The organism is Streptosporangium sp. NPDC023963, from assembly GCF_040639135.1.
Classification (GTDB): domain Bacteria; phylum Actinomycetota; class Actinomycetes; order Streptosporangiales; family Streptosporangiaceae; genus Streptosporangium.
In genome coordinates this window covers 86,223-103,807 of sequence record NZ_JBEZZK010000004.1, presented here as the reverse complement: position 1 = coordinate 103,807, position 17,585 = coordinate 86,223, and the positions used below count along the sequence as shown (strand labels likewise).

The following is a 17,585-nucleotide window of genomic DNA, read 5'->3' as shown; positions in this document are numbered from 1 at the left end:
TGTAATTTGAGATGAGAAAGTTGGAAGTTTTCATTTCCTAAGTGGGTGTGATTCACTTGGCGGATGCCTCGACGTCCCGCTGCCGCGCTGGCCACCAGCGGTGAGGTGCTGCGCCTCATCCGCTCCGGTGAGGCCGTCACCCGCGCGGACATAGGGCGTGTCACCGGTCTGTCCAGACCCGCCGTCTCCCTGCGCGTCACCGAGCTGCTGGACCGGCGCCTCGTCGTGGAGGACAGCGAGGGCCCCTCCACCGGAGGCCGCCCGCCCACCCGCCTGGCCTTCAACGCCTCCGGCGGGGTCGTCCTGGTCGGCTCCCTGGGCGCGAGCCGCGCCCAGATCGCCGTCTGCGACCTCGCGGGCGAGGTGCTGGCCAGTGCCGCCCTGTCCGTGGACGTGGAGGAGGGGCCGGACGTCGTCCTGCCCCTGGTCATGCAGACCTGGAGCGAGCTGCTCGGCGACCGTCCCGCCTCCCTGATCCGCGGGGTCGGCCTGGGCGTCCCCGCCACGGTGGAGTTCGCGGCCGGCCGCACCGAGAGCGCCCGGATCATGGCCAGCTGGACCGGCGTGGCCATCCCGCCGATCATCGCCGCGCGCTTCCCCGTCCCCGTCTTCCTCGACAACGACGTGAACGTCATCGCGATCGGCGAGCACCGCGAGATCTACGCGGGCGAGGCCGACGACCTGCTGTTCATCAAGGTCTCCACCCGGATCGGCTCCGGGGTCATCGCCGGGGGCGAGATCCTGCGGGGGGCGCTGGGCGCCGCGGGGGAGATCGGGCACATCCCGGTCCGCGACGGCGGGGGAGTCCTCTGCCGCTGCGGCAACATCGACTGCGTCGACTCCATCGCCAGCGGCACCGCGATCCTGCGCAGGCTCCGCGACCTGGGACACGAGGTCGACACCCTGGCCGACGTGGTGAGCCTGGTCAGGGCCGGGGACGCGGAGACCATGACCGTGGTCCGCAACGCCGCCCGGATGCTCGGCGAGGTCGTCGCCAGCGCGGTCAACCTCCTCAACCCCTCGGTGGTGGTCCTCGGCGGCGACGTCGCGGAGACCTTCCAGCCGATGGTCTCGGGGGTGCGCGAGGTCATCCACCGCCGCTCGACGGCCCTGGCCACCCGCAACCTGCGCATCGAGCGCAGCCGGCTCGGCCCGAGCGCCGGGATCATCGGCTGCGCCCACATGGTCCTGGACCACATCCTGTCGCCCGAGGCCGTCGACTCCGCCGGCTGGCAGCCGCTCCGCTCCGTCCGCTCCCTCGCCTGAGCGGTTCTCGTTCCTGAACCGCTCCTTCGTCTGGCAGGTTCCGTGCCCGGCGCCGCGCTTTTCCAGACTCCGCCCCCTGAAACGCTTAAGATCGTCGTATGTCCAGACCGGGACTGAGACGGGGGATCGCCGTATCCGGCGACATCGTCAGCGGGAAGGCCCTGCCTGACCTGCCGCCTCTGGACGAGACCGTTGCCTGTGCGCGGGACAGGGACGCCACGCGGGTCCCGCCGGAGAGCCCGTCTCCCTCCCTCACGGCCGACTTCGCCCGTAGCGTCAGGGGCGGGAGCGATCCGGTCTGTACCGTCCACGACGCCGAGGTCGTCGGCCGTCTCGTCGCGGACGCCCACGCGTTCGCAACCCGTCTGGAGGAACACCCGTGAGCGAAACCGTCTCCCTGCCCGCCTTCCCCACGCCGCTGCGCTGGCTGAACCGGCCCGAGGACTGGAGTGCCGACGGCGACACGCTCTCCATCGTCGCGGGAGCGGGCACCGACCTCTTCTTCGACCCCGGGGAGCCGAACCGCTACGCCAACGCTCCCGCCCTCGTGGGCCGTCTGGACGGCGACTTCACGCTCAGCGCGCGGGTCAGGCTCGACCTGCTGTCCACCTACGACGCGGCCGCGCTGCTGCTGTACGCCGGCGACGACCGGTGGGCCAAGTGCGGCCTCGAACTCTCCCCGCAGGGCAGGCCGACGATCGTCTCGGTGGTCACCCGCGGGGTGTCCGACGACTGCAACTCCGTGACCATGGAGGGCCGGGACATCCGGCTGCGGATGTCCCGCCTCGGCTCCGCCTTCGCCTTCCACGTCGCCGACGAGTCCGGGTTCTGGAACCTCATCAGATACTTCGCGCTCGACGGGGATCCGGAGGTCGGCTTCCTCGCGCAGAGCCCCACCGGCGAGGGCAGCACCGTGCGCTTCGAGAACATCGAGTACTCGCCCAAGCGCCTGTCCGACCTGCGCGGCGGGGAGTAGCCCGCTTTCCCTGCCTTCCCCGCCTTCCCCGCCTTCCCCGCCTTTCCGCCGGCCCGGGCGCGCGGTGCGGGGCGAGCGGTGCGGCGGGAACTCCGCGAAGTGCCGGCCGGGCGAGTCTACGGAGTGCCGGCCGGGCGGGCGGTGAGGATGCGGGCGAGCAGGCCGCTGAGATCGGCCTGCTCGCGCGCGTTCAGGGGGGAGAACCACTCCTGCTCCCTGCGGGCCTGCTCGGCGAACGCCTCGCGGACGGCGGCCTCCCCCTTGGCGGACAGCGCGACCACCACCGCGCGCCTGTCCCCGGGCATCGGGCGACGCTCGACCAGGGCGTCGCGCTCCAGGGTGTTGACCACGTTCGTCACCGCCGAGCGGGACATGGCGGAGATCTCGGCGAGCCGGGCGGGCTGGGTCGGCCCGAGAATCCAGAGCTTGAACATCAGCCGGAAACCGGGCAGCGTCCAGCCGCGCGGGCGGTGGATCCGTGTCTCCAGGTCCGTCACCAGCAGGTAGGCCAGCTGCAGCAGGTTGTAGGCGAGCTCGAACCCCTCCGGGTCGGCGGGCGGCGGCATGCCGGCCAGGCGTTCCCGCGCGTACGCGGCATACCGGAGATCCGCCCTGCCCGCCGGCTCCACTGATGGTTCCACCGCACAAGTCTTGCGCAGGAGCACCCTCACCGTGAATATTGTTATGGCCATAACAATCGGCGGGAGGCGCCCGTGGACATCGTCATCGCCGGTGGCGGTATCGGCGGCCTCGCCACCGCGCTCAGCCTGCACGCGGCGGGCTTCGAGAACCTCACCGTCCACGAGGCCGCCCGCGAGATCCGCCCCCTGGGCGTGGGCATCAACCTGCTGCCCCACGCCGTACGGGAACTGACGGAGCTCGGCCTCGCCGACCGGCTGGCGGCGATCGGCGTCGCCACCGCCGAACTCGCCTACTTCGACCGGTACGGCTCCGCGATCTGGTCCGAGCCGCGAGGCGTCGACGCGGGATACAGGTGGCCGCAGTACTCCGTCCACCGGGGACGGCTGCAGATGATGCTGCTGGACGCCGTGATCGAGCGGCTCGGCCCGCGGTCGGTCGTGACCGGCAGCCGCGTCACCGGCCCGGGCGGCGAAGACCTGCTGATCGGGGCGGACGGCATCCACTCGGCGATCCGCGCCCGCCTGTTCCCCGGCGAGGGACCCCCTCCGTGGAACGGGCTGGTCCTGTGGCGCGGCACCACGTACGGCGCGCCGTTCCTGACCGGACGGTCCATGATCATGGTCGGTGACGGGACGCAGAAGTTCGTGGCCTACCCGATCGAGACCGGCGAGCGGACACTGATCAACTGGATCGCCGAGAAGCCCTCCGGCGGCGCGGCCCCCGGCCGGGGCGACTGGAACCGGCCGGCGGACCTCGCCGAGGTCGAGAAGCACTTCGCGGACTGGCGGTTCGACTGGCTGGACGTGCCGGGGATCATCGCCGGAGCCGAGACGGCCTACGAGTATCCGATGGTGGACCGCGACCCGCTGCCGCACTGGACCGAGGGGAACGTCACGCTGCTGGGCGACGCCGCCCACGCGATGTACCCGATCGGTTCCAACGGCGCCTCCCAGGCGATCATCGACGCCCGGGTGCTGGCCCACTCCCTCGCGCACGGCGACCTGGCGGCGTACGAGGCCGTGCGGCGGCCCGCCACGACCACTCTGCAGCTGTCCAACCGGCGGATGGGCCCCGAGATCGTGATGAAACTCGCCCACGAGCGCGCGCCCGGCGGGTTCGACGACATCGAACAGGTCATCCCCTACGCGGAGCGGGCCGAGATCGCCGCCTCCTACAAGCGCACGGCGGGGTTCGACCCGGCCTCGCTGAACGGGTCCCCGTCCTGGAACGTCGTCCGTTGACATCCTCCCCACGGCCGAAGCCCGGGGTCTCCACGCTGGAGGTATCCGATGAACCTCGAACACCTCGCCACGTTCACCGTGATGCTGGACCCGATCCTCGAACTCGGCGGCACCCACTGGGGCCGGCGACGGGTGATCAACATCGTGGGCGGATCGTTCGAGGGCCCGCGGTTCTCCGGCGTCGTCCTGCCCGGCGGGGCCGACTGGCAGGTCGTGCACGCCGACGGCATGGCCAGCGTCGACACCCGTTACACCCTGCGCACCCATGACGGCGCGCACCTCTACCTGTCCACCTCCGGCGTGCGGCACGGCCCCGCCGAGGTCATGGCCCGCCTCGCCCAGGGGGAGCCGGTGGACCCGTCGGAGTACTACTTCCGGCTGTTCTGCCGTTTCGAGACCGGTGACGAGCGCTACCTGTGGCTCAACCGCACCCTCGCCGTGGGAAAGGCCGGCCGGCTGCCCGACGCCGTCCGCTACGACGCCTACACCCTGACCTGACCTCTCCCGAACCGGACCACCGCGCTCCGGGCGCTCACACCGCTCACACCACGGCCCCGGCATGACCCCCGGGGTCCGACGGACGACCCGAGGAACTCGCGATGCCGAAGCTGAACCGCCTCCCGCTCCCCATCGTCGCCGAGCACGACACCCCGATGCCGGTGCGCGACGGCACGATCCTGCGCGGCGACGTCCACCGCCCCGCCTCGGACGGGCCGTTCCCCGCCCTGCTCGTCCGCACGCCGTACGGCGAGGGCTCGTTCCCGATGGCGCCGACGATCCCCGCGCTGGAGGCCGGCTTCGCGGTGGTGCTCCAGCACTGCCGGGGGCGCGGAAGCAGCGACGGGGAGTTCCGGCCGTGGCTGGACGAGGGCGACGACGGCTACGACACCATCGAGTGGATCACCTCCCAGCCGTGGTCGAACGGCGAGGTCGTGGCCTTCGGGGTCTCCTATCTCGCCGGATGCGCGCTCCAGGCCGCCGCGACGCGCCCGCCGGGGCTCAAGGCCGTGGTCGCCTCGATGACCCCGCACGACTTTTACGACGGGCTGAAGTACCACGGCGGGGCTCTCGCGCTCGGCTCGGCGCTGAACTGGGGCCTGCTGCAGGCGATGCTCGGCCTGATGCACGGGATGGAGGCCGGCGAGGACGTGGGCGCCGGCCTCGGCGCGCTCCTGCCCGTGCTGGGCGACCAGGCCACCGCCGTGCGAACGCTGCCGCTGCGCGACATCCCCGGGGTGCCGTGGTGGAACGACTGGATCTCGCACCCGACCCGCGACGCCTACTGGGAGGGACTGGCCGAGACCCTGCGGCACGACCGGATCGAGGTGCCCGTGATGCACGTCGCGGGCTGGTTCGACCTGTTCCTCGCCGGAACCCTGGAGAACCACCGGCGGCTGGGCGGCCCGCTCGTCATCGGCCCCTGGTCGCACGGTTCCGGCGCGACGGGCACCGGCCACCTGGACTTCGGGTTCGCCGCCTCGGCGCAGGCGGCCATGCTGCCGCAGCGGCAGATGGACTTTCTGCGGGGCAGGGACACCGGCCCGGCCGTGAAGATCTTCGTCATGGGCGACGACGTCTGGCGGGACGAGGAGGAATGGCCGCTGACCCGCGCGGTCGGCACCCGCTACCACCTGCACACCGGCGGCCTGCTCTCCGCCGAGCCTCCCTCGGACGCCGCGCCGTCCACCTTCACCTTCGACCCCCGCGATCCCGTGCCCACGACCGGTGGCCCCCTCCTGCTTCCCGACGTGACGAACATCGGCCCCCAGGACCAGCGCGACGTCGAGCTCCGCCCCGACGTGCTCTGCTTCACCACCGAGGCGCTCGCCTCCGACGTCGAGGTGACCGGCCCCCTCTCCGTCACCCTGCACGCCGAGACCTCGGCGCTCTCCACCGACTGGACGGCCAAGCTCGTCGACGTCCATCCCGACGGCCGGGCGATGAGCGTGACCGACGGCATCGTGCGGACCTCCGTCCCGTCGGGGGTGCACGAGATCGACCTCGTCGCCACCAGCCAGGTCTTCAAGACCGGCCACCGCATCCGCGTCGAGATCTCCAGCTCCAACTTCCCCCGCTTCGACCGCAACCCCGGCAACGGCCGGACCTCCGCCGACTCCACCGAGGCCGACCTGGTCGTCCAGCACCAGACCGTCTTCCCCGACTCCTACGTCACCCTGCCGATCGTCCCCGGGTAACGGGCCCCGGGCCGGACGGCCGTCCAGGACCGTTCCGGCGGCGTGGTGGTGGGCGCTCACCAGGTCTTGCCGGCCTGTTCCCGGATCGTGCGGTTGATCCGGTTGAAGAAGTTGGTCAGCGCGATCTCCAGGTTGAGCGCGGACAGCTGCTCGTCGTCGAAGTGGGCGACGGCGGCGTCCCAGATCTCGTCGGTCACACCCGGCGCGCCGTCCTGGATCCGGGTGGCGGCCTCGGCCAGCGCGAGCGCTGCCCGCTCCGCCTCGGTGAAGAACGGCGTCTCGCGCCAGGCGGCCACGTTGTGCAGCCGCTCGTCGGTCTCCCCGTGCTTCCTGGCCGCCGTGACCCCGGCGAAGACGCACGGGCTGCAGCCGTTGATCTGGCTGGCGCGCACGTGGACCAGCCCGAGCAGGCGCGGGTCGACGCCACCGGCGTGAATCGCCTTGTAGAGCTGCTGGATCGCCGTCATCACGTCGGCGTTCGCCCGGCTCTTCATGCGTGCTTCCATCGGTCTTGCCCCTTCATCGGTTACCTGTGCCCGTCCGGGCCCGTCATGACCTATGACGGAGCGGATCCGAGGAAGGTAACAACATGTCCGACACCAGCCCGGCGGACCCGGTGGGCGAGGCGTTCGAGGCCCAGCGCGACCGGCTGCGCGCGGTCGCCCACCGCATGCTCGGCTCGCACGCCGACGCCGAGGACGTGGTCCAGGAGGCCTGGCTGCGGCTCTCCCGCCAGGACACGGCGACCATCCACAACCTCGCCGGCTGGCTGACCACGGTGGTCGGCCGGATCAGTCTCGACGTCCTGCGATCACGCCAGGCCCGCCCCGAGGCCTCCTACGACGACCGGCTGCCCGAACTCGTCGTGACGGTCGACGACGGCCCCGCGCCGGAGGACGACGTGGCGCTCGCCGACTCGGTCGGGCTCGCGCTCCTGGTCGTCCTGGAGTCGCTCGGACCGAGCGAGCGGCTGGCGTTCGTGCTGCACGACCTGTTCGCGGTGCCGTTCGACGAGATCGGCCGGATCCTCGGCAGGTCCACCGACGCCACCAAGATGCTCGCCAGCCGCGCCCGCAGGAAGGTGCGGGCGACCGAGCGGCCGGCGGCCGCCGGACGGGAGCAGCGACAGGTCGTCCAGGCCTTCCTGGCGGCGGCTCGCCGGGGCGACTTCGAGGGGTTGCTGCGCGTGCTCGATCCGGAGGTGAGGCTGACCGTCGACACGCCCGGCGGTGTGGTCGTCGTCCTCGGCGCCACCAAGGTCGCCGCCGGCGCGACCGCGCGAGTCGCCGCCGGCGCGGCCGCGCGAGGGCGGGCGGTGCTCGTCAACGGCCTTCCCGGGTTCGTCTCCTGGCGCGAGGACGGGACTCCGCTCTCGGTCATGGCGTTCACCGTCGCCGACGGCCGGATCGTCGCCATCGCGACCGTGATCGACCCGGTCAGGCTCGCGTCGACGGACCTGCCGGATCCGGAGTGAGTCACTGCCGGCCGGTTCCGGGGTGAGTCACCGCCGGGCATGAGATCGCGGCACCGCGGGCCACCCGCGCCTTCGGCTGCGCGCAGCCGTCTTGCGGAGCCGGTCGCGGCCCCGCCGAGGCTGGGATCGATCGGCCACCGGCGCCCGCGGTCACCGTCACGCACGTTCGCCGGTCGTGACGCGCATGGCGACCGGCCGGAGGGTCAGGCCGTCGGTCCAGGTCACCGACTCGGGCGGGCCGGCCAGGCGGAGGCCGGGCCGCCGGGTGACCAGGGCCCGGACCGCCTCGGTGAGCTCGACCCTCGCGAGGCTGGCGGCCAGGCAGCGGTGCGGGCCGTAACCGAACGCCACGTGCGGGTTGGGGGGATGCTCGGTGAAGCGGTGGATGTCGAACCGGCCGGGATCGGGAAAGGCCCGCGGGTCGTGGTTGGCCGCGTTCAGGTTCGGCATGACGACCGTCCCCGCGCGAAGACAGCCACCGGGGAGGTCGGTGTCCCTGGTGATCCGGCGCATGAAGGCGCTGGCGGGCGGCCCGTCGAAGCGCAGGATCTCCTCGACGGCGGTGGCCGCCAGGGCCGGGTCCGCGACCAGCTCGGCCCACTGGCCGGGGTGCAGGAGCAGCCGGAAGACACCCCGGCCGATCATCGAGGCCGTCGTCTCGTGCCCGGCCGTGATGAGGGAGAAGACGGTGTTGACCAGCTCGCCCTCCGACAGCCGGTCGTCCTCGTCCCTGGCCTGGATGAGCAGGTCGATGAGGTCCCCGCCGGGCTCCGCGCGGTGCTGGGCGACCAGTTCGGCGGCGTAGGCCATGAAGTCGGTGTAGCCCTCGTAGCGCGCCCGCTCGTCTGCCGTGGAGGTGGTCAGGAACATGTCCGTCCACCGGACGAACCGCTCGTAGTGGTCCATCGGCACGCCGAGCATCTCGCAGATGACACGGCCCGGCAGCTGCAGCGCGTACCCCTCGACCAGATCGAAGTCGTCGCCCAGGCCGTCGAGGAGCTCTTGGGCGATCTTCGCGATGCGGGGGCGCCACGGTTCGATCTGGCGCGGGGTGAAGGTGCCGTGCATGATCCGGCGGTAGCGGGTGTGCTCCGGCGGGTCCTGGTTGATCAGCGCGTCGGGGTCGTCGTCGATGCCGATGCCGCTCACCAGCCGCGGCAACCCCGGCAGGCGCAGGTTGCGGCTGGAGGCCGGCGAGGCCAGCAGGGCGCGGACGTCCTCGTACCTGACGGCCACCGGGACGCGGTCGCCGCTGGGCATGGCCGCCGGCTCCAGCGGCCCCGACTCGTGCCTGCGGGCGAACTCCGGCGGCGGCGTGGCGAGCGGTCCCGGCACGATGTCCGGCCAGGCCCCGTCCGGATCCGGTTCGGCGGTCATGGCAGCCCCTTCCGGTCCGGGGCGCCCGGAAGACGGCCCACGCGGAACGTACGAAATGCCGTGCCGCCCGTCAACAGGCGAATCGGTCCCGCTCGGGTCCGCCGCCGCCCGGGGTTCGTCGCTCCCCGTATCCGCTCGCCGGTGAGACCGCGCCGTCACGCCCGGCCGTGCCGGTCCAACGCCGGTCCAACGCCGGTCCAACGCCGGCCCGACGTCCGCCCGACGGCCTACCTCGGCGGGTCGTCGACCTTGATCTTGTCTCCCGTGTCGGAGATGAAGACGACCAGCAACTTCGCCGGTCGTGTCCGGCTGGGGTTCTCCGCGAGCACATGATGGGCTCCCGGCGACTCGACCCAGTTCTCGCCCTGGCGGTACGTGCGCACCGGCTCGCCACCCAACCGGCTGCGCACGGTGCCCTCGAGCACGTAGGCGTAGACGAAGGCCCTGCCGTGCCGATGCGGCGCCGCGCGCGCGGTGGGCGGGAAGTCCACGACCGCCGAGGTGAACGTCTTGCCCTTGACATTCGGAAGCGCCTGTTCCAGGAGAGGCGACAGCTTGTCGGACGGCGGCTGCGAAACCACGGCGGCGACGGGCGTCTCGCCGGTCGCGCGCTCCACCGTGGGAGCGTACGCGGCGGCCGCAGCCACCATGCCGCCGACGAGAAAGCCACCGGCAATCCGTACCCGGATCATGACAGCCCTCCTGTCCTGCTTGGACCTTCGGGGCGCACGGGAACGGCGAGGTGTCTCGGCTTCCGCCCGAGAGGTCCGCGTTGTCGCTTGAGTGTCGTGTCCTGCAGTATTTCGATGTCTAACACGAGCGGATTCAAGCCTTGGCGATGGCCTGCTCAAGTTCCGCTCAAACCGGAACCCATGACCGAGCGTCACACCGGCGAGCGGCACCCGGCCGGTTACCGGGCTCTCATCGCCTTGCGCGCACCCGGCTGTTCCCCTTCCGCGACCCTGATGATCGTCTTGCCGGGGGTGCGCCGGGCGGGCGCGAACGCGGAGGGCGCCTCGGCGAGCGTCCGCGTGGCCCCGACGATCAGGCGGAGCCGTCCCTCCCGGACCCGCCGGACCAGGTCCGCGAGCCGGGCGCGATCGGGCTCGACGACGAAGAAGATCGCCTGCCCGTCCCGGGGCCGGACCGTGGGCGGCGAGGCGATGGTGACGAGCGTGCCGCCGGCGCGTACCAGCGCGGCCGAGCGGTCCAGGATGTCGCCGCCGATCACGTCGAGCACCACGTCGACCTGACCGGCGTCCTCAAGGGGATCGGCCTGCAGGTCCAGGAAGGCGTCGACGCCGAGACCGAGTACCGTTTCCCTGTCGCCGGCCCTGCCGGTGCCGATCACCCGGGCGCCTGCCTCGCGCGCGAGTTGCACCGCGACGGAACCGACGCCGCCCGCGGCGCCGTGGATCAGGACGGTCTGCCCGGCGGCGAGGCGGCCGTGGTCGAACAGGGCCTGCCACGCGGTCAGCCCCGAGATCGGCAGCGCGGCGGCCACGGTGTGGTCGACGTCGGCCGGCAGCGGCGCGAGGTTGCGGGCCTCCACCGCCGCGTACTCGGCCAGCGAGCCGTTGCGGGTCCAGTCGGTCAGCCCGAAGACCCGCTGGCCGACGGTCAGGCCGGTGGTCCCGTACCCCAGCTCGGCGACGACCCCCGACAGCTCGTTCCCGAGGACACTGGGCGTCCGGTCCCGGCCCGCGCGATCGGTCCACGTTCCCGGCCAGTCGAGCTCTCCGGGGGTGAACCCGGCGGCATGCACCCGGACGACGACGTCGTTCTCGGCGGCATGGGGGTACGGCTCCTCTGTCAGGGAGAGCCCGGCCAGACCGGCGGCGCGGTCTCGGACGGTGATGGCGCGCATGACAGGTCCTTGCCGTCGGCGGAGATGTCGAACAGGACGAACGTACAGGGCGTCGACCGGATTCACGGGGAGCGCGGGCCGTCGGCAAGACGTACTTTTGCCTACCCCCACCTGCGCGGACGCGGCGTCCGGACGGCTCATGACCGGTCACCGCCACGGGCGGTGAATGACCTTCTTCGTGGAACGGCCGGGATAGACGACGATCAGGTGCTCCTCGGAGGGCGCCTCGGGGTCGTCCTCGTCCCATTCGAGCTCGCGGGCGTAGACGCGCATTTGGTAGCGGCCGTGCCCTGCCTCCTGGCCCGCTGCTTCGGCCAGGGGTCGGCGCACCGGGCGTTCATCCCGGCTTCCCACGCGGCCAGTTCCCGCTCCCGCTCGGCCTGCTCACGCGCCCGTTCGCGCGCCTGGTCCGCCCGTTGCCCGGCGACGACGCCGGGGCACAGGAACTCCAGGGCGTCGCCGAGCTCGTCCGTGGTCGCCGACCCGCCCGCCCGCCGGAGCAGCGCCTGCCGCTCCTCGGCGCCGGGCACCGCGCACAGTTCCTCGCCATGGGCCAGGATGCGCTGTTCCGGCAGGTTCCCGGGGAACATCGCCGCCCCTCCGCGGCCGTCGTCCCTGGCGAGGCAGACGAACGACCGGCGCCGGTCCTGCGGCCGGGTGTCGGCGTAGGCCCGGATCCGCTCGCGGCAGCCCTCGTCCAGGCCGGTGAGACCGAACCGGGCGCCTTCCTCGGCGCCGACCACGACGAGCGGCAGCACGAGCGCGGCGGCGACGAGCAGCCGCGGCTCGCGGCCGGTGGCGGACCGGGAGGTGGTTTCGGCGGCGGGTCCGGCGGCGGGCCCGGCGAGCTCGTGCGCGGTGCGCGCCAGCCACACCGCGGTGAACACGCCGAACGCGTTCACCACGAGGAACGAGCCGTCGAACAGCAGCCAACCGCTCCAGAAGACGAGGTTGAGCATGTAGAAGGTCAGCGAGGCGGTGAGGGCGATCCTCCCGATGCCGATCGTGGTGCCGCTCCATCGGCCGTCGCGGCGCTGCCCGATGAGGGCCATCGCCGTCCAGCCGAGGCTCGCCACCGTCGGCAGGCTGAACACCCGCAAGCTGAAGTCGTCGAGGAAGAGCAGCAGCGCCGGGGTCAGCGTGCCGATCAGGCCGAGCGCGAGGGTGATCGCCCGGAACCGGGCCGAGACCCCGGAGACGACCCGCGCCAGCAGGATCAGCGTGGCGACCCATAGGACCAGGCTCGCGACGTACTCCACGGTGTCGGACAGCGCTTCGACGAGTTCCCAGAGCACCAGGTCACCGGCGACGCCCACGTAGAGCAGGCGCCGGAGCCAGACCACGCCGCGCGGCAGCCCCTCGGCGCGCGGCAGCGCGGGACCGCGCAGCACCTGCCACAGTGCCCACGCGTTGAGCCCGCAGATCCCGGTGAGCAGGGGGACCACCCAGGCTCCCCGCATGAGGCGTCCCCAGGTCGTGGCCGTCGCGGCCACCGACAGCGCCGACACCTCGCCGGACACGACGGCGAACAACGCGGCGACGGCCACGACGGCCAGGTAGAGCGCGACGACGACCGCGGCCGCGCGCCCGAAGCGGTATCGGCCGGCGGCGGCCCGGATTCGAGTGACGATGCGGATGATCTTAGCGACGTATCCGAGAAGACCGTCGCATCGTGTTGCCCGCCCACGCGCTCAACCGCAACCCCACCGGAGTCGGCCGCGGACTGACCGGCATGCCGCTCGTGATGGCCGGCACGGCCTTCGAAGCCGGGACACACCGCTCACCTGAGCGGGTCGTGTCCCCAGTTCATGAGGGAGTATCGCCACGGGGTCTCCTTGACGTCCCCGGACGGACGCTGCGTCAGGTGACGGCGGACGTAGCCGGTCACCTTGCGCATGTGGGCGTAGTCGTCCTCGTCCAGGTCGTCCTTCCGCTTCCGCAGGATCTCGGCGATCCGGCGGCCGGACCGGTGACCTGTCGACTCCTCACCGCCCGACTTGTCCCCCACGCGCTTGGACTCCTCGGTCTCCAGCCAGCGTTCCAGCTCCGCGGCCGTCATGTTGACCGCCTGGCCGAAGTCCGCGGCGATCCGCTCGCTGTCCTCAGTCATGGCGGTCTTTCCTGTGCAGTGCCGATGCCTTGTGCACGGCGGTCTTGCCGCTCTTGTCGCTGCGCACGAGGTACTGCGGATCGTCGGCCGAGGCGTCCACGGTGCGTCCCGCCTCCTCGGTACGCTCCGTGATCTTCTTCTCGACCTTGCCCGAGGTCGACGAGCCGTGGCTCTCCCACGTGACGTCGTCGCCCACCTCGGGCTCGTCCTGCCTGCGCTTGTCGGTCATGGCCTCCCCATACCCCGTACCCCCTCGGAACTCGTCGTTCCGGCCGTGAACTGGTGCTTCGCTGGAGCGGATCACCCCAACGATCGATGGGGACGGGGAGGTCAAGGGCCCGTCTTTGACCGGTGGTTACCCGCTGATTGCCGTCTGGCCCGGCGTCGACCTCCAACGGGGCGCGGTCGGGGACGACCAGGGGCGGTGGGTGCAGACCTCTGATTCCCCGGCTTCCCGGCGCTGCCCGGTGCCCCTCCGGAGAGAGAAGCGGATGGGGTGTGCCCTTAAGGGATGGGCTCGCACCTTCACGCCAGGGGCGGCCCGCTCATGCGAAGAGGACGATGGCGGACGGGAACAGGCAGGACTACGGCGCCGGGGCGGTCCGGCCAGGATGGTCATCGGACGAGGGCATGGCCAACGATCCGGCCTCAGCGGTCTCGCGTTCGTCGAAGGCACGGGACACTCGCACGGTTCGGATCCGGCGCCCCCTCGTCTCGAAGGCGATCGGTGAGGAGGAAGCCGGTCAGTTCGAACCCGGAAGCGTGCTCGTTCTCGCTCAGAAAGAAAGTACCGCCAACGAGGTCGGGATCCCCGCCGTAGCACGGTGAACGCATGGCGATCCAGGACCGCCCTCGCGTCAGCCCGTCGTCGCGCGTCGGAGTGGAGCAGGGCCGTCCTGGTCCGGCTGCGTCGACCGGTCGATTCGGTACACGTAGTGGGCGCGGTCGTCGATCGGGTTGTCCGGCTCCAGGTCGCCTTCCGCGACTCGGCGCAGCCCGGCCTTCTCCAGTGCTCTCCAGGACGCGCGGTTGGCCGTTGACACGGGAACCAGGACGCAGGTGGCAGCCGGGAGTTCCTCCCAGGTTCGCTCGATGATGTCGCGGATAATTCTCGGTCCGAGGCCGCGACCGACCTGCTGCGGGTCGCCGATCAGATAGTCGATACTCATCGCGCCCTCGGGAACGGCGACGACGGGCGCCAACTCGGCCACATACTCGGGGTAGTCGGCCAGCATCATCCGCTGGACCAGGCCGAGCGGCCGGCCGTCGAGGAAGACGAGCAGGTCCTCGGACGGCTCCTCTCCCCTGGCGGCGGGGCCGAAGTCGCGCGCCACCGCCTCCGCCGAGGTTTCGTGATTCCACCACCGGGCCACGTGCGGCCGCTCCAGCCACTCCCTCAGCAGCGGGAAGTCCCGCTCATCGAGCCGACGCCATGTGATCATTGGAATGCTCCGGGGGTGAGGTGCCGACGGTAGTACCGGGCCTGCCGATCCCTGTGGCCGCACGAGGGATGGCACCAGCGACGACGCGGGTGACTCTTTATGAAGATCAGCGAGCAGCCGGGGCCTTGGCATCGCCGTACTTTCCCCGCTTCGGGTCCGGTCAGCAGCTCGATGCAGCAGGTGGCGATCCGGCCGAGCACCGCGGTAGTGCCGGTGGTGGTGTCGAGCCACCGCGAAACCGGTCCGCCGGCACCGGTCCAATCCAGCCGCAGATGCGTCGGCGCCGCCGCCGCGAAGCCGTTGACCCGCTCGAGCGGCACCTTGTCGGGTGTTCGCCCGTCGACGGCCGCGGAAAGCAGGGAGTGCACACAGTCGCGCAGCATCCGGACGCGCTCGGCGTCACGTCCCATCCCGGCGGGAGCCGTCACCCCATGCTCTGTGGAAACCAGCGTGAACCACTCGTCGATCCATCGAACAGTCCGTAAGAAGTCGATCTGTTCGTTCCCGCTGCCGTAGAGCGTGTTGGCCAACTCCACCGCAAGAGGTTCCGTCCCGAGAATCGGGAACTCCGGACCAGGCATGAGGCTGACGTTAGCATGGCCATTCATCCGTCAGCATTCCAATATCCGCAGGAATCTCGGGACACACCAGAGCCTCCACCGAACCCGGATCGCTTCATCTGGCCACCGCACAGGCCACCCACCCCAGCGCTTCGCCGGCGGCGGTACCCCACCCCGCCCGATCCGCCCGGCCCGGCCTGGATCGACAAGCCCGAGATCGACGAACCAAGGGACACGCCAGACAGGCCGGCACGGAATCAGCCCAGCTCAACTGCCTCAATCAAATTGACAGGTTCCGGACTTGTTATTCCACGGCGTTGGTTCTACGCCGCGTGGTCGGGTTCACGCGTCGCCGGACGGCGAGGCGGCGGCACCGAGGACGGTGTTCAGGACCGTGTCGGCGTATGCCCGGCTGACCGGCCGGTCGGTGATCAGTAGCCGGTACCACAGCGGCGCGACGAGCAGGTCTTCAAGCAGCAGGGGGTCGAAGCCGATCAGCTGGCCGTTCCGTTGCCCGGCGCGGATCCGTTCCTGGTTGCGGCCGGACAGGGTGAGGTGGATCTGCCGGTGGAGGATCGCGGCGAGTTCGGGATCGTGCTGTGCCGTCCCGGCGACCCCCACGACGAGGTCGCTCGAAACCGGGTCGAGGAACAGTTCGGTGATGCCGTACAGCCAGTTGCGCAGGTCGGCGACGAGGTCGCCGGTGTCGCCGATCTGGAAGTAGGGATCACCGAACCGTTCGGTCAACGCGTCCAGGAACAGCGTTCCCTTGGAGGACCACCAGCGATACAGCGTGGGTTTACCGACCTGGGCGCGTGTCGCGATCGCCTCCATCGTCACCGCGTTGTAGCCGCGTTCCGCGCACAGATCAAGTGCCGCCTGGAGGATCTTCGCGCGTGAGCGCGCGGTACGACCGGTCGTGCTCTCCATGGGGCCACCCTATCGCTGAAACGTGACGTTACGTATTGACAAGCCGGTTGCGGCCGATATTCTCTGAAACGAAACGTTACGTTTCGATGGTGGGAGAGCTGAGGGAGGACACCTGACCTCGCTGATCCCCTCATCGCCGGTATGTGGGCGTGGCCGCGGCGATTCGGCTGCGGCTCGACACAAGGGGCGCACGCAGGTGCGGGTGACCCTTGAACGGCACCACCCTTGAAGAGCAGGAACACCTGAATCAGGAGCCGACCATGAGAGTGCTGGTGGCAGGAGCGACCGGAGCGATGGGCCAGCAGCTGGTGCCGCGTCTGATCGGCGCGGGGCACGAGGTCTTCGCCATGACGCGGAACGAGTCGAACAAGGCCAGGCTGTCCGAGCCGGGCGCGGTGCCGATCGTCGCCGATGCGCTCGATCGCGGCCAGGTCGAGGCGGCCGTGCGCGAGGCGAAGCCGGATGTGATCGTTCATCAGCTGACCGCCATCGGACACGTGGACACACGCCATTTCGATCGCAGTTTCGCCGCCACCAACCGGCTGCGGATCGAGGGCACCGACAATCTCCTCGCGGCAGGGCGCGCGGCAGGGCGCGCGGCAGGTGTGCGGCGGTTCGTGGCGCAGAGCAATGGCGCGTTCACCTATGCCCGAACGGGTGGGCCGGTGAAGAACGAAGAGGACCGGCTGGACCCGTCGCCGGTCAGCCAGATGGCCCCGATGATCGCCGCGATCGGGCATCTGGAGAGGGCCGTGCTGGGTGCCGGCTGGACCGAGGGGATCGTGCTTCGCTACGGCGCCTTCTACGGACCGGGCACCTCGATGGAGCCGGGTTCCGAGCAGCTCGAGATGATCCGCAGGCGCAGGTTCCCGATCGTCGGCGAGGGCGGCGGGGTGTGGTCGTTCATCCACATCGCCGACGCGGCTGAGGCGACCGTCGCGGCGGTCGAGAACGGCGCCCGCGGTGTCTACAACATCGTCGACGATGACCCCGCCCCGGTCGCCGAGTGGCTGCCGGAGCTGGCCAGGATGCTGGGCGCCAAGAAGCCGATGCGCGTGCCGCGGTTCGTCGGGAGGCTGGCCGCAGGGGAGGCCGGCGTCGTGCTGATGACCGAGCTTCGCGGCGCGTCGAACGCGAAGGCCAAGCGCGAGCTGGGCTGGCGCCCGGCGCACCCGACCTGGCGGCAGGGCCTCCAGGCGTAATGACTCCAGGCCGGTCTCATCGCCGGACAGGGTCATGAGCACGGGAGCGGGGTAGCCGTCTTCGGCCAGGTGAGTGAGCCGGGAGCGGCGAAGCCGGTTGAGGGTGAAACCGCGCCGGCGGGTGTCGTGCTGCCGGGTGTCCTGCTTGAACGGGTACTCGGCGCGTTCGTATGACAGGCGGCTCCGGCCGGTGCTCGGGCAATGACTGCCCGCTGTAAAACCACCGGCTCGTGCCGGGTGGCGGGTGTTAGCCTGACCGCATGAACGCGTCCGCATGTCAGGTGATGATGCCCCGCTCACGGG

19 protein-coding genes are annotated in these 17,585 nt (G+C 71.1%); 8 read left to right on the top strand and 11 right to left on the bottom strand.

Features of this window, described 5'->3' with window-relative positions; translation table 11 throughout:
• Positions 1–63 precede the first annotated feature (63 nt).
• The 3 genes from AB0F88_RS15010 (at position 64) to AB0F88_RS15000 (ending at position 2,242) form a co-directional block, all read left to right on the top strand.
• Complete coding sequence (locus AB0F88_RS15010; RefSeq protein WP_362682822.1) at positions 64–1,266, top strand: ROK family transcriptional regulator; 1,203 nt, start codon at positions 64–66, stop codon at positions 1,264–1,266.
• A gap of 98 nt (positions 1,267–1,364) precedes the next feature.
• Positions 1,365–1,649 (top strand): hypothetical protein, encoded by a 285-nt coding sequence (locus AB0F88_RS15005; RefSeq protein ID WP_362682819.1) that lies wholly within the window; start codon positions 1,365–1,367, stop codon positions 1,647–1,649.
• Positions 1,646–2,242, top strand: a complete 597-nt coding sequence (locus AB0F88_RS15000; protein WP_362682816.1) for a DUF1349 domain-containing protein — start codon at positions 1,646–1,648, stop codon at positions 2,240–2,242. Before AB0F88_RS15005 ends, AB0F88_RS15000 begins: the two co-directional genes overlap by 4 nt.
• Before the next feature lie 116 nt (positions 2,243–2,358).
• Here AB0F88_RS15000 and AB0F88_RS14995 read toward each other — a convergent pair whose 3' ends face one another.
• The gene (locus AB0F88_RS14995; protein ID WP_362682813.1) at positions 2,359–2,883 is read right to left on the bottom strand and encodes a MarR family transcriptional regulator; all 525 of its coding nucleotides are present in this window, start codon (positions 2,881–2,883) and stop codon (positions 2,359–2,361) included.
• 72 nt (positions 2,884–2,955) lie between these two features.
• On the opposite strand from AB0F88_RS14995, the gene AB0F88_RS14990 reads away from it, so the two are divergent.
• The 3 genes from AB0F88_RS14990 to AB0F88_RS14980 all read left to right on the top strand — a co-directional run bounded on the left by AB0F88_RS14990 (position 2,956) and on the right by AB0F88_RS14980 (position 6,320).
• Positions 2,956–4,125: a flavin-dependent oxidoreductase gene (locus AB0F88_RS14990; protein WP_362682809.1), complete on the top strand. Its 1,170-nt coding sequence runs from the start codon at positions 2,956–2,958 to the stop codon at positions 4,123–4,125.
• A 48-nt stretch (positions 4,126–4,173) separates the two neighbouring features.
• On the top strand, positions 4,174–4,623 hold the full coding sequence (locus AB0F88_RS14985) for a DUF3237 domain-containing protein (RefSeq protein WP_362682806.1): 450 nt from the start codon (positions 4,174–4,176) through the stop codon (positions 4,621–4,623).
• A gap of 101 nt (positions 4,624–4,724) precedes the next feature.
• Positions 4,725–6,320, top strand: coding sequence for a CocE/NonD family hydrolase (locus tag AB0F88_RS14980; RefSeq protein ID WP_362682803.1), 1,596 nt, complete (start codon positions 4,725–4,727; stop codon positions 6,318–6,320).
• Positions 6,321–6,376: 56 nt separating this feature from the next.
• On the opposite strand, the gene AB0F88_RS14975 is transcribed toward AB0F88_RS14980, so the two are convergent.
• Positions 6,377–6,826, bottom strand: a complete 450-nt coding sequence (locus tag AB0F88_RS14975) for a carboxymuconolactone decarboxylase family protein (RefSeq protein WP_362682800.1) — start codon at positions 6,824–6,826, stop codon at positions 6,377–6,379.
• Between the two features lie 83 nt (positions 6,827–6,909).
• Between AB0F88_RS14975 and AB0F88_RS14970 the strand changes: the two genes are divergently transcribed.
• On the top strand, positions 6,910–7,794 hold the full coding sequence (locus AB0F88_RS14970; protein WP_362682797.1) for a sigma-70 family RNA polymerase sigma factor: 885 nt from the start codon (positions 6,910–6,912) through the stop codon (positions 7,792–7,794).
• A gap of 156 nt (positions 7,795–7,950) precedes the next feature.
• Here AB0F88_RS14970 and AB0F88_RS14965 read toward each other — a convergent pair whose 3' ends face one another.
• The 9 genes from AB0F88_RS14965 to AB0F88_RS14925 all read right to left on the bottom strand — a co-directional run bounded on the left by AB0F88_RS14965 (position 7,951) and on the right by AB0F88_RS14925 (position 16,080).
• On the bottom strand, positions 7,951–9,171 hold the full coding sequence (locus tag AB0F88_RS14965) for a cytochrome P450 (protein WP_362682794.1): 1,221 nt from the start codon (positions 9,169–9,171) through the stop codon (positions 7,951–7,953).
• A gap of 227 nt (positions 9,172–9,398) precedes the next feature.
• Positions 9,399–9,863 carry a cupin domain-containing protein gene (locus tag AB0F88_RS14960; protein ID WP_362682792.1) on the bottom strand — a complete coding sequence of 155 codons (465 nt, stop codon included), beginning with the start codon at positions 9,861–9,863 and terminating at the stop codon, positions 9,399–9,401.
• Between the two features lie 218 nt (positions 9,864–10,081).
• Positions 10,082–11,038, bottom strand: a complete 957-nt coding sequence (locus tag AB0F88_RS14955) for an NADP-dependent oxidoreductase (RefSeq protein ID WP_362682789.1) — start codon at positions 11,036–11,038, stop codon at positions 10,082–10,084.
• Positions 11,039–11,241: 203 nt separating this feature from the next.
• A complete protein-coding gene (locus AB0F88_RS14950; protein WP_362682786.1) occupies positions 11,242–12,585 on the bottom strand; it encodes a hypothetical protein in 1,344 nt (447 codons plus the stop codon).
• A gap of 233 nt (positions 12,586–12,818) precedes the next feature.
• Positions 12,819–13,148: a DUF3140 domain-containing protein gene (locus AB0F88_RS14945; protein ID WP_362682783.1), complete on the bottom strand. Its 330-nt coding sequence runs from the start codon at positions 13,146–13,148 to the stop codon at positions 12,819–12,821.
• Positions 13,141–13,377 (bottom strand): DUF2945 domain-containing protein, encoded by a 237-nt coding sequence (locus AB0F88_RS14940; RefSeq protein WP_362682780.1) that lies wholly within the window; start codon positions 13,375–13,377, stop codon positions 13,141–13,143. Before AB0F88_RS14940 ends, AB0F88_RS14945 begins: the two co-directional genes overlap by 8 nt.
• Positions 13,378–14,005: 628 nt before the next feature.
• Positions 14,006–14,590, bottom strand: a complete 585-nt coding sequence (locus AB0F88_RS14935) for a GNAT family N-acetyltransferase (RefSeq protein WP_362682777.1) — start codon at positions 14,588–14,590, stop codon at positions 14,006–14,008.
• A complete protein-coding gene (locus AB0F88_RS14930; RefSeq protein WP_362682774.1) occupies positions 14,587–15,126 on the bottom strand; it encodes an ABATE domain-containing protein in 540 nt (179 codons plus the stop codon). The genes AB0F88_RS14935 and AB0F88_RS14930 overlap by 4 nt, the downstream gene beginning before the upstream one ends.
• A 366-nt stretch (positions 15,127–15,492) precedes the next feature.
• Positions 15,493–16,080: a TetR/AcrR family transcriptional regulator gene (locus AB0F88_RS14925; protein ID WP_362682771.1), complete on the bottom strand. Its 588-nt coding sequence runs from the start codon at positions 16,078–16,080 to the stop codon at positions 15,493–15,495.
• 209 nt (positions 16,081–16,289) lie between these two features.
• Here AB0F88_RS14925 and AB0F88_RS14920 point away from each other — a divergent pair, with 209 nt between their 5' ends.
• On the top strand, positions 16,290–17,282 hold the full coding sequence (locus AB0F88_RS14920; RefSeq protein WP_362682768.1) for an NAD(P)-dependent oxidoreductase: 993 nt from the start codon (positions 16,290–16,292) through the stop codon (positions 17,280–17,282).
• The last annotated feature ends 303 nt before the right edge of the window (positions 17,283–17,585 follow it).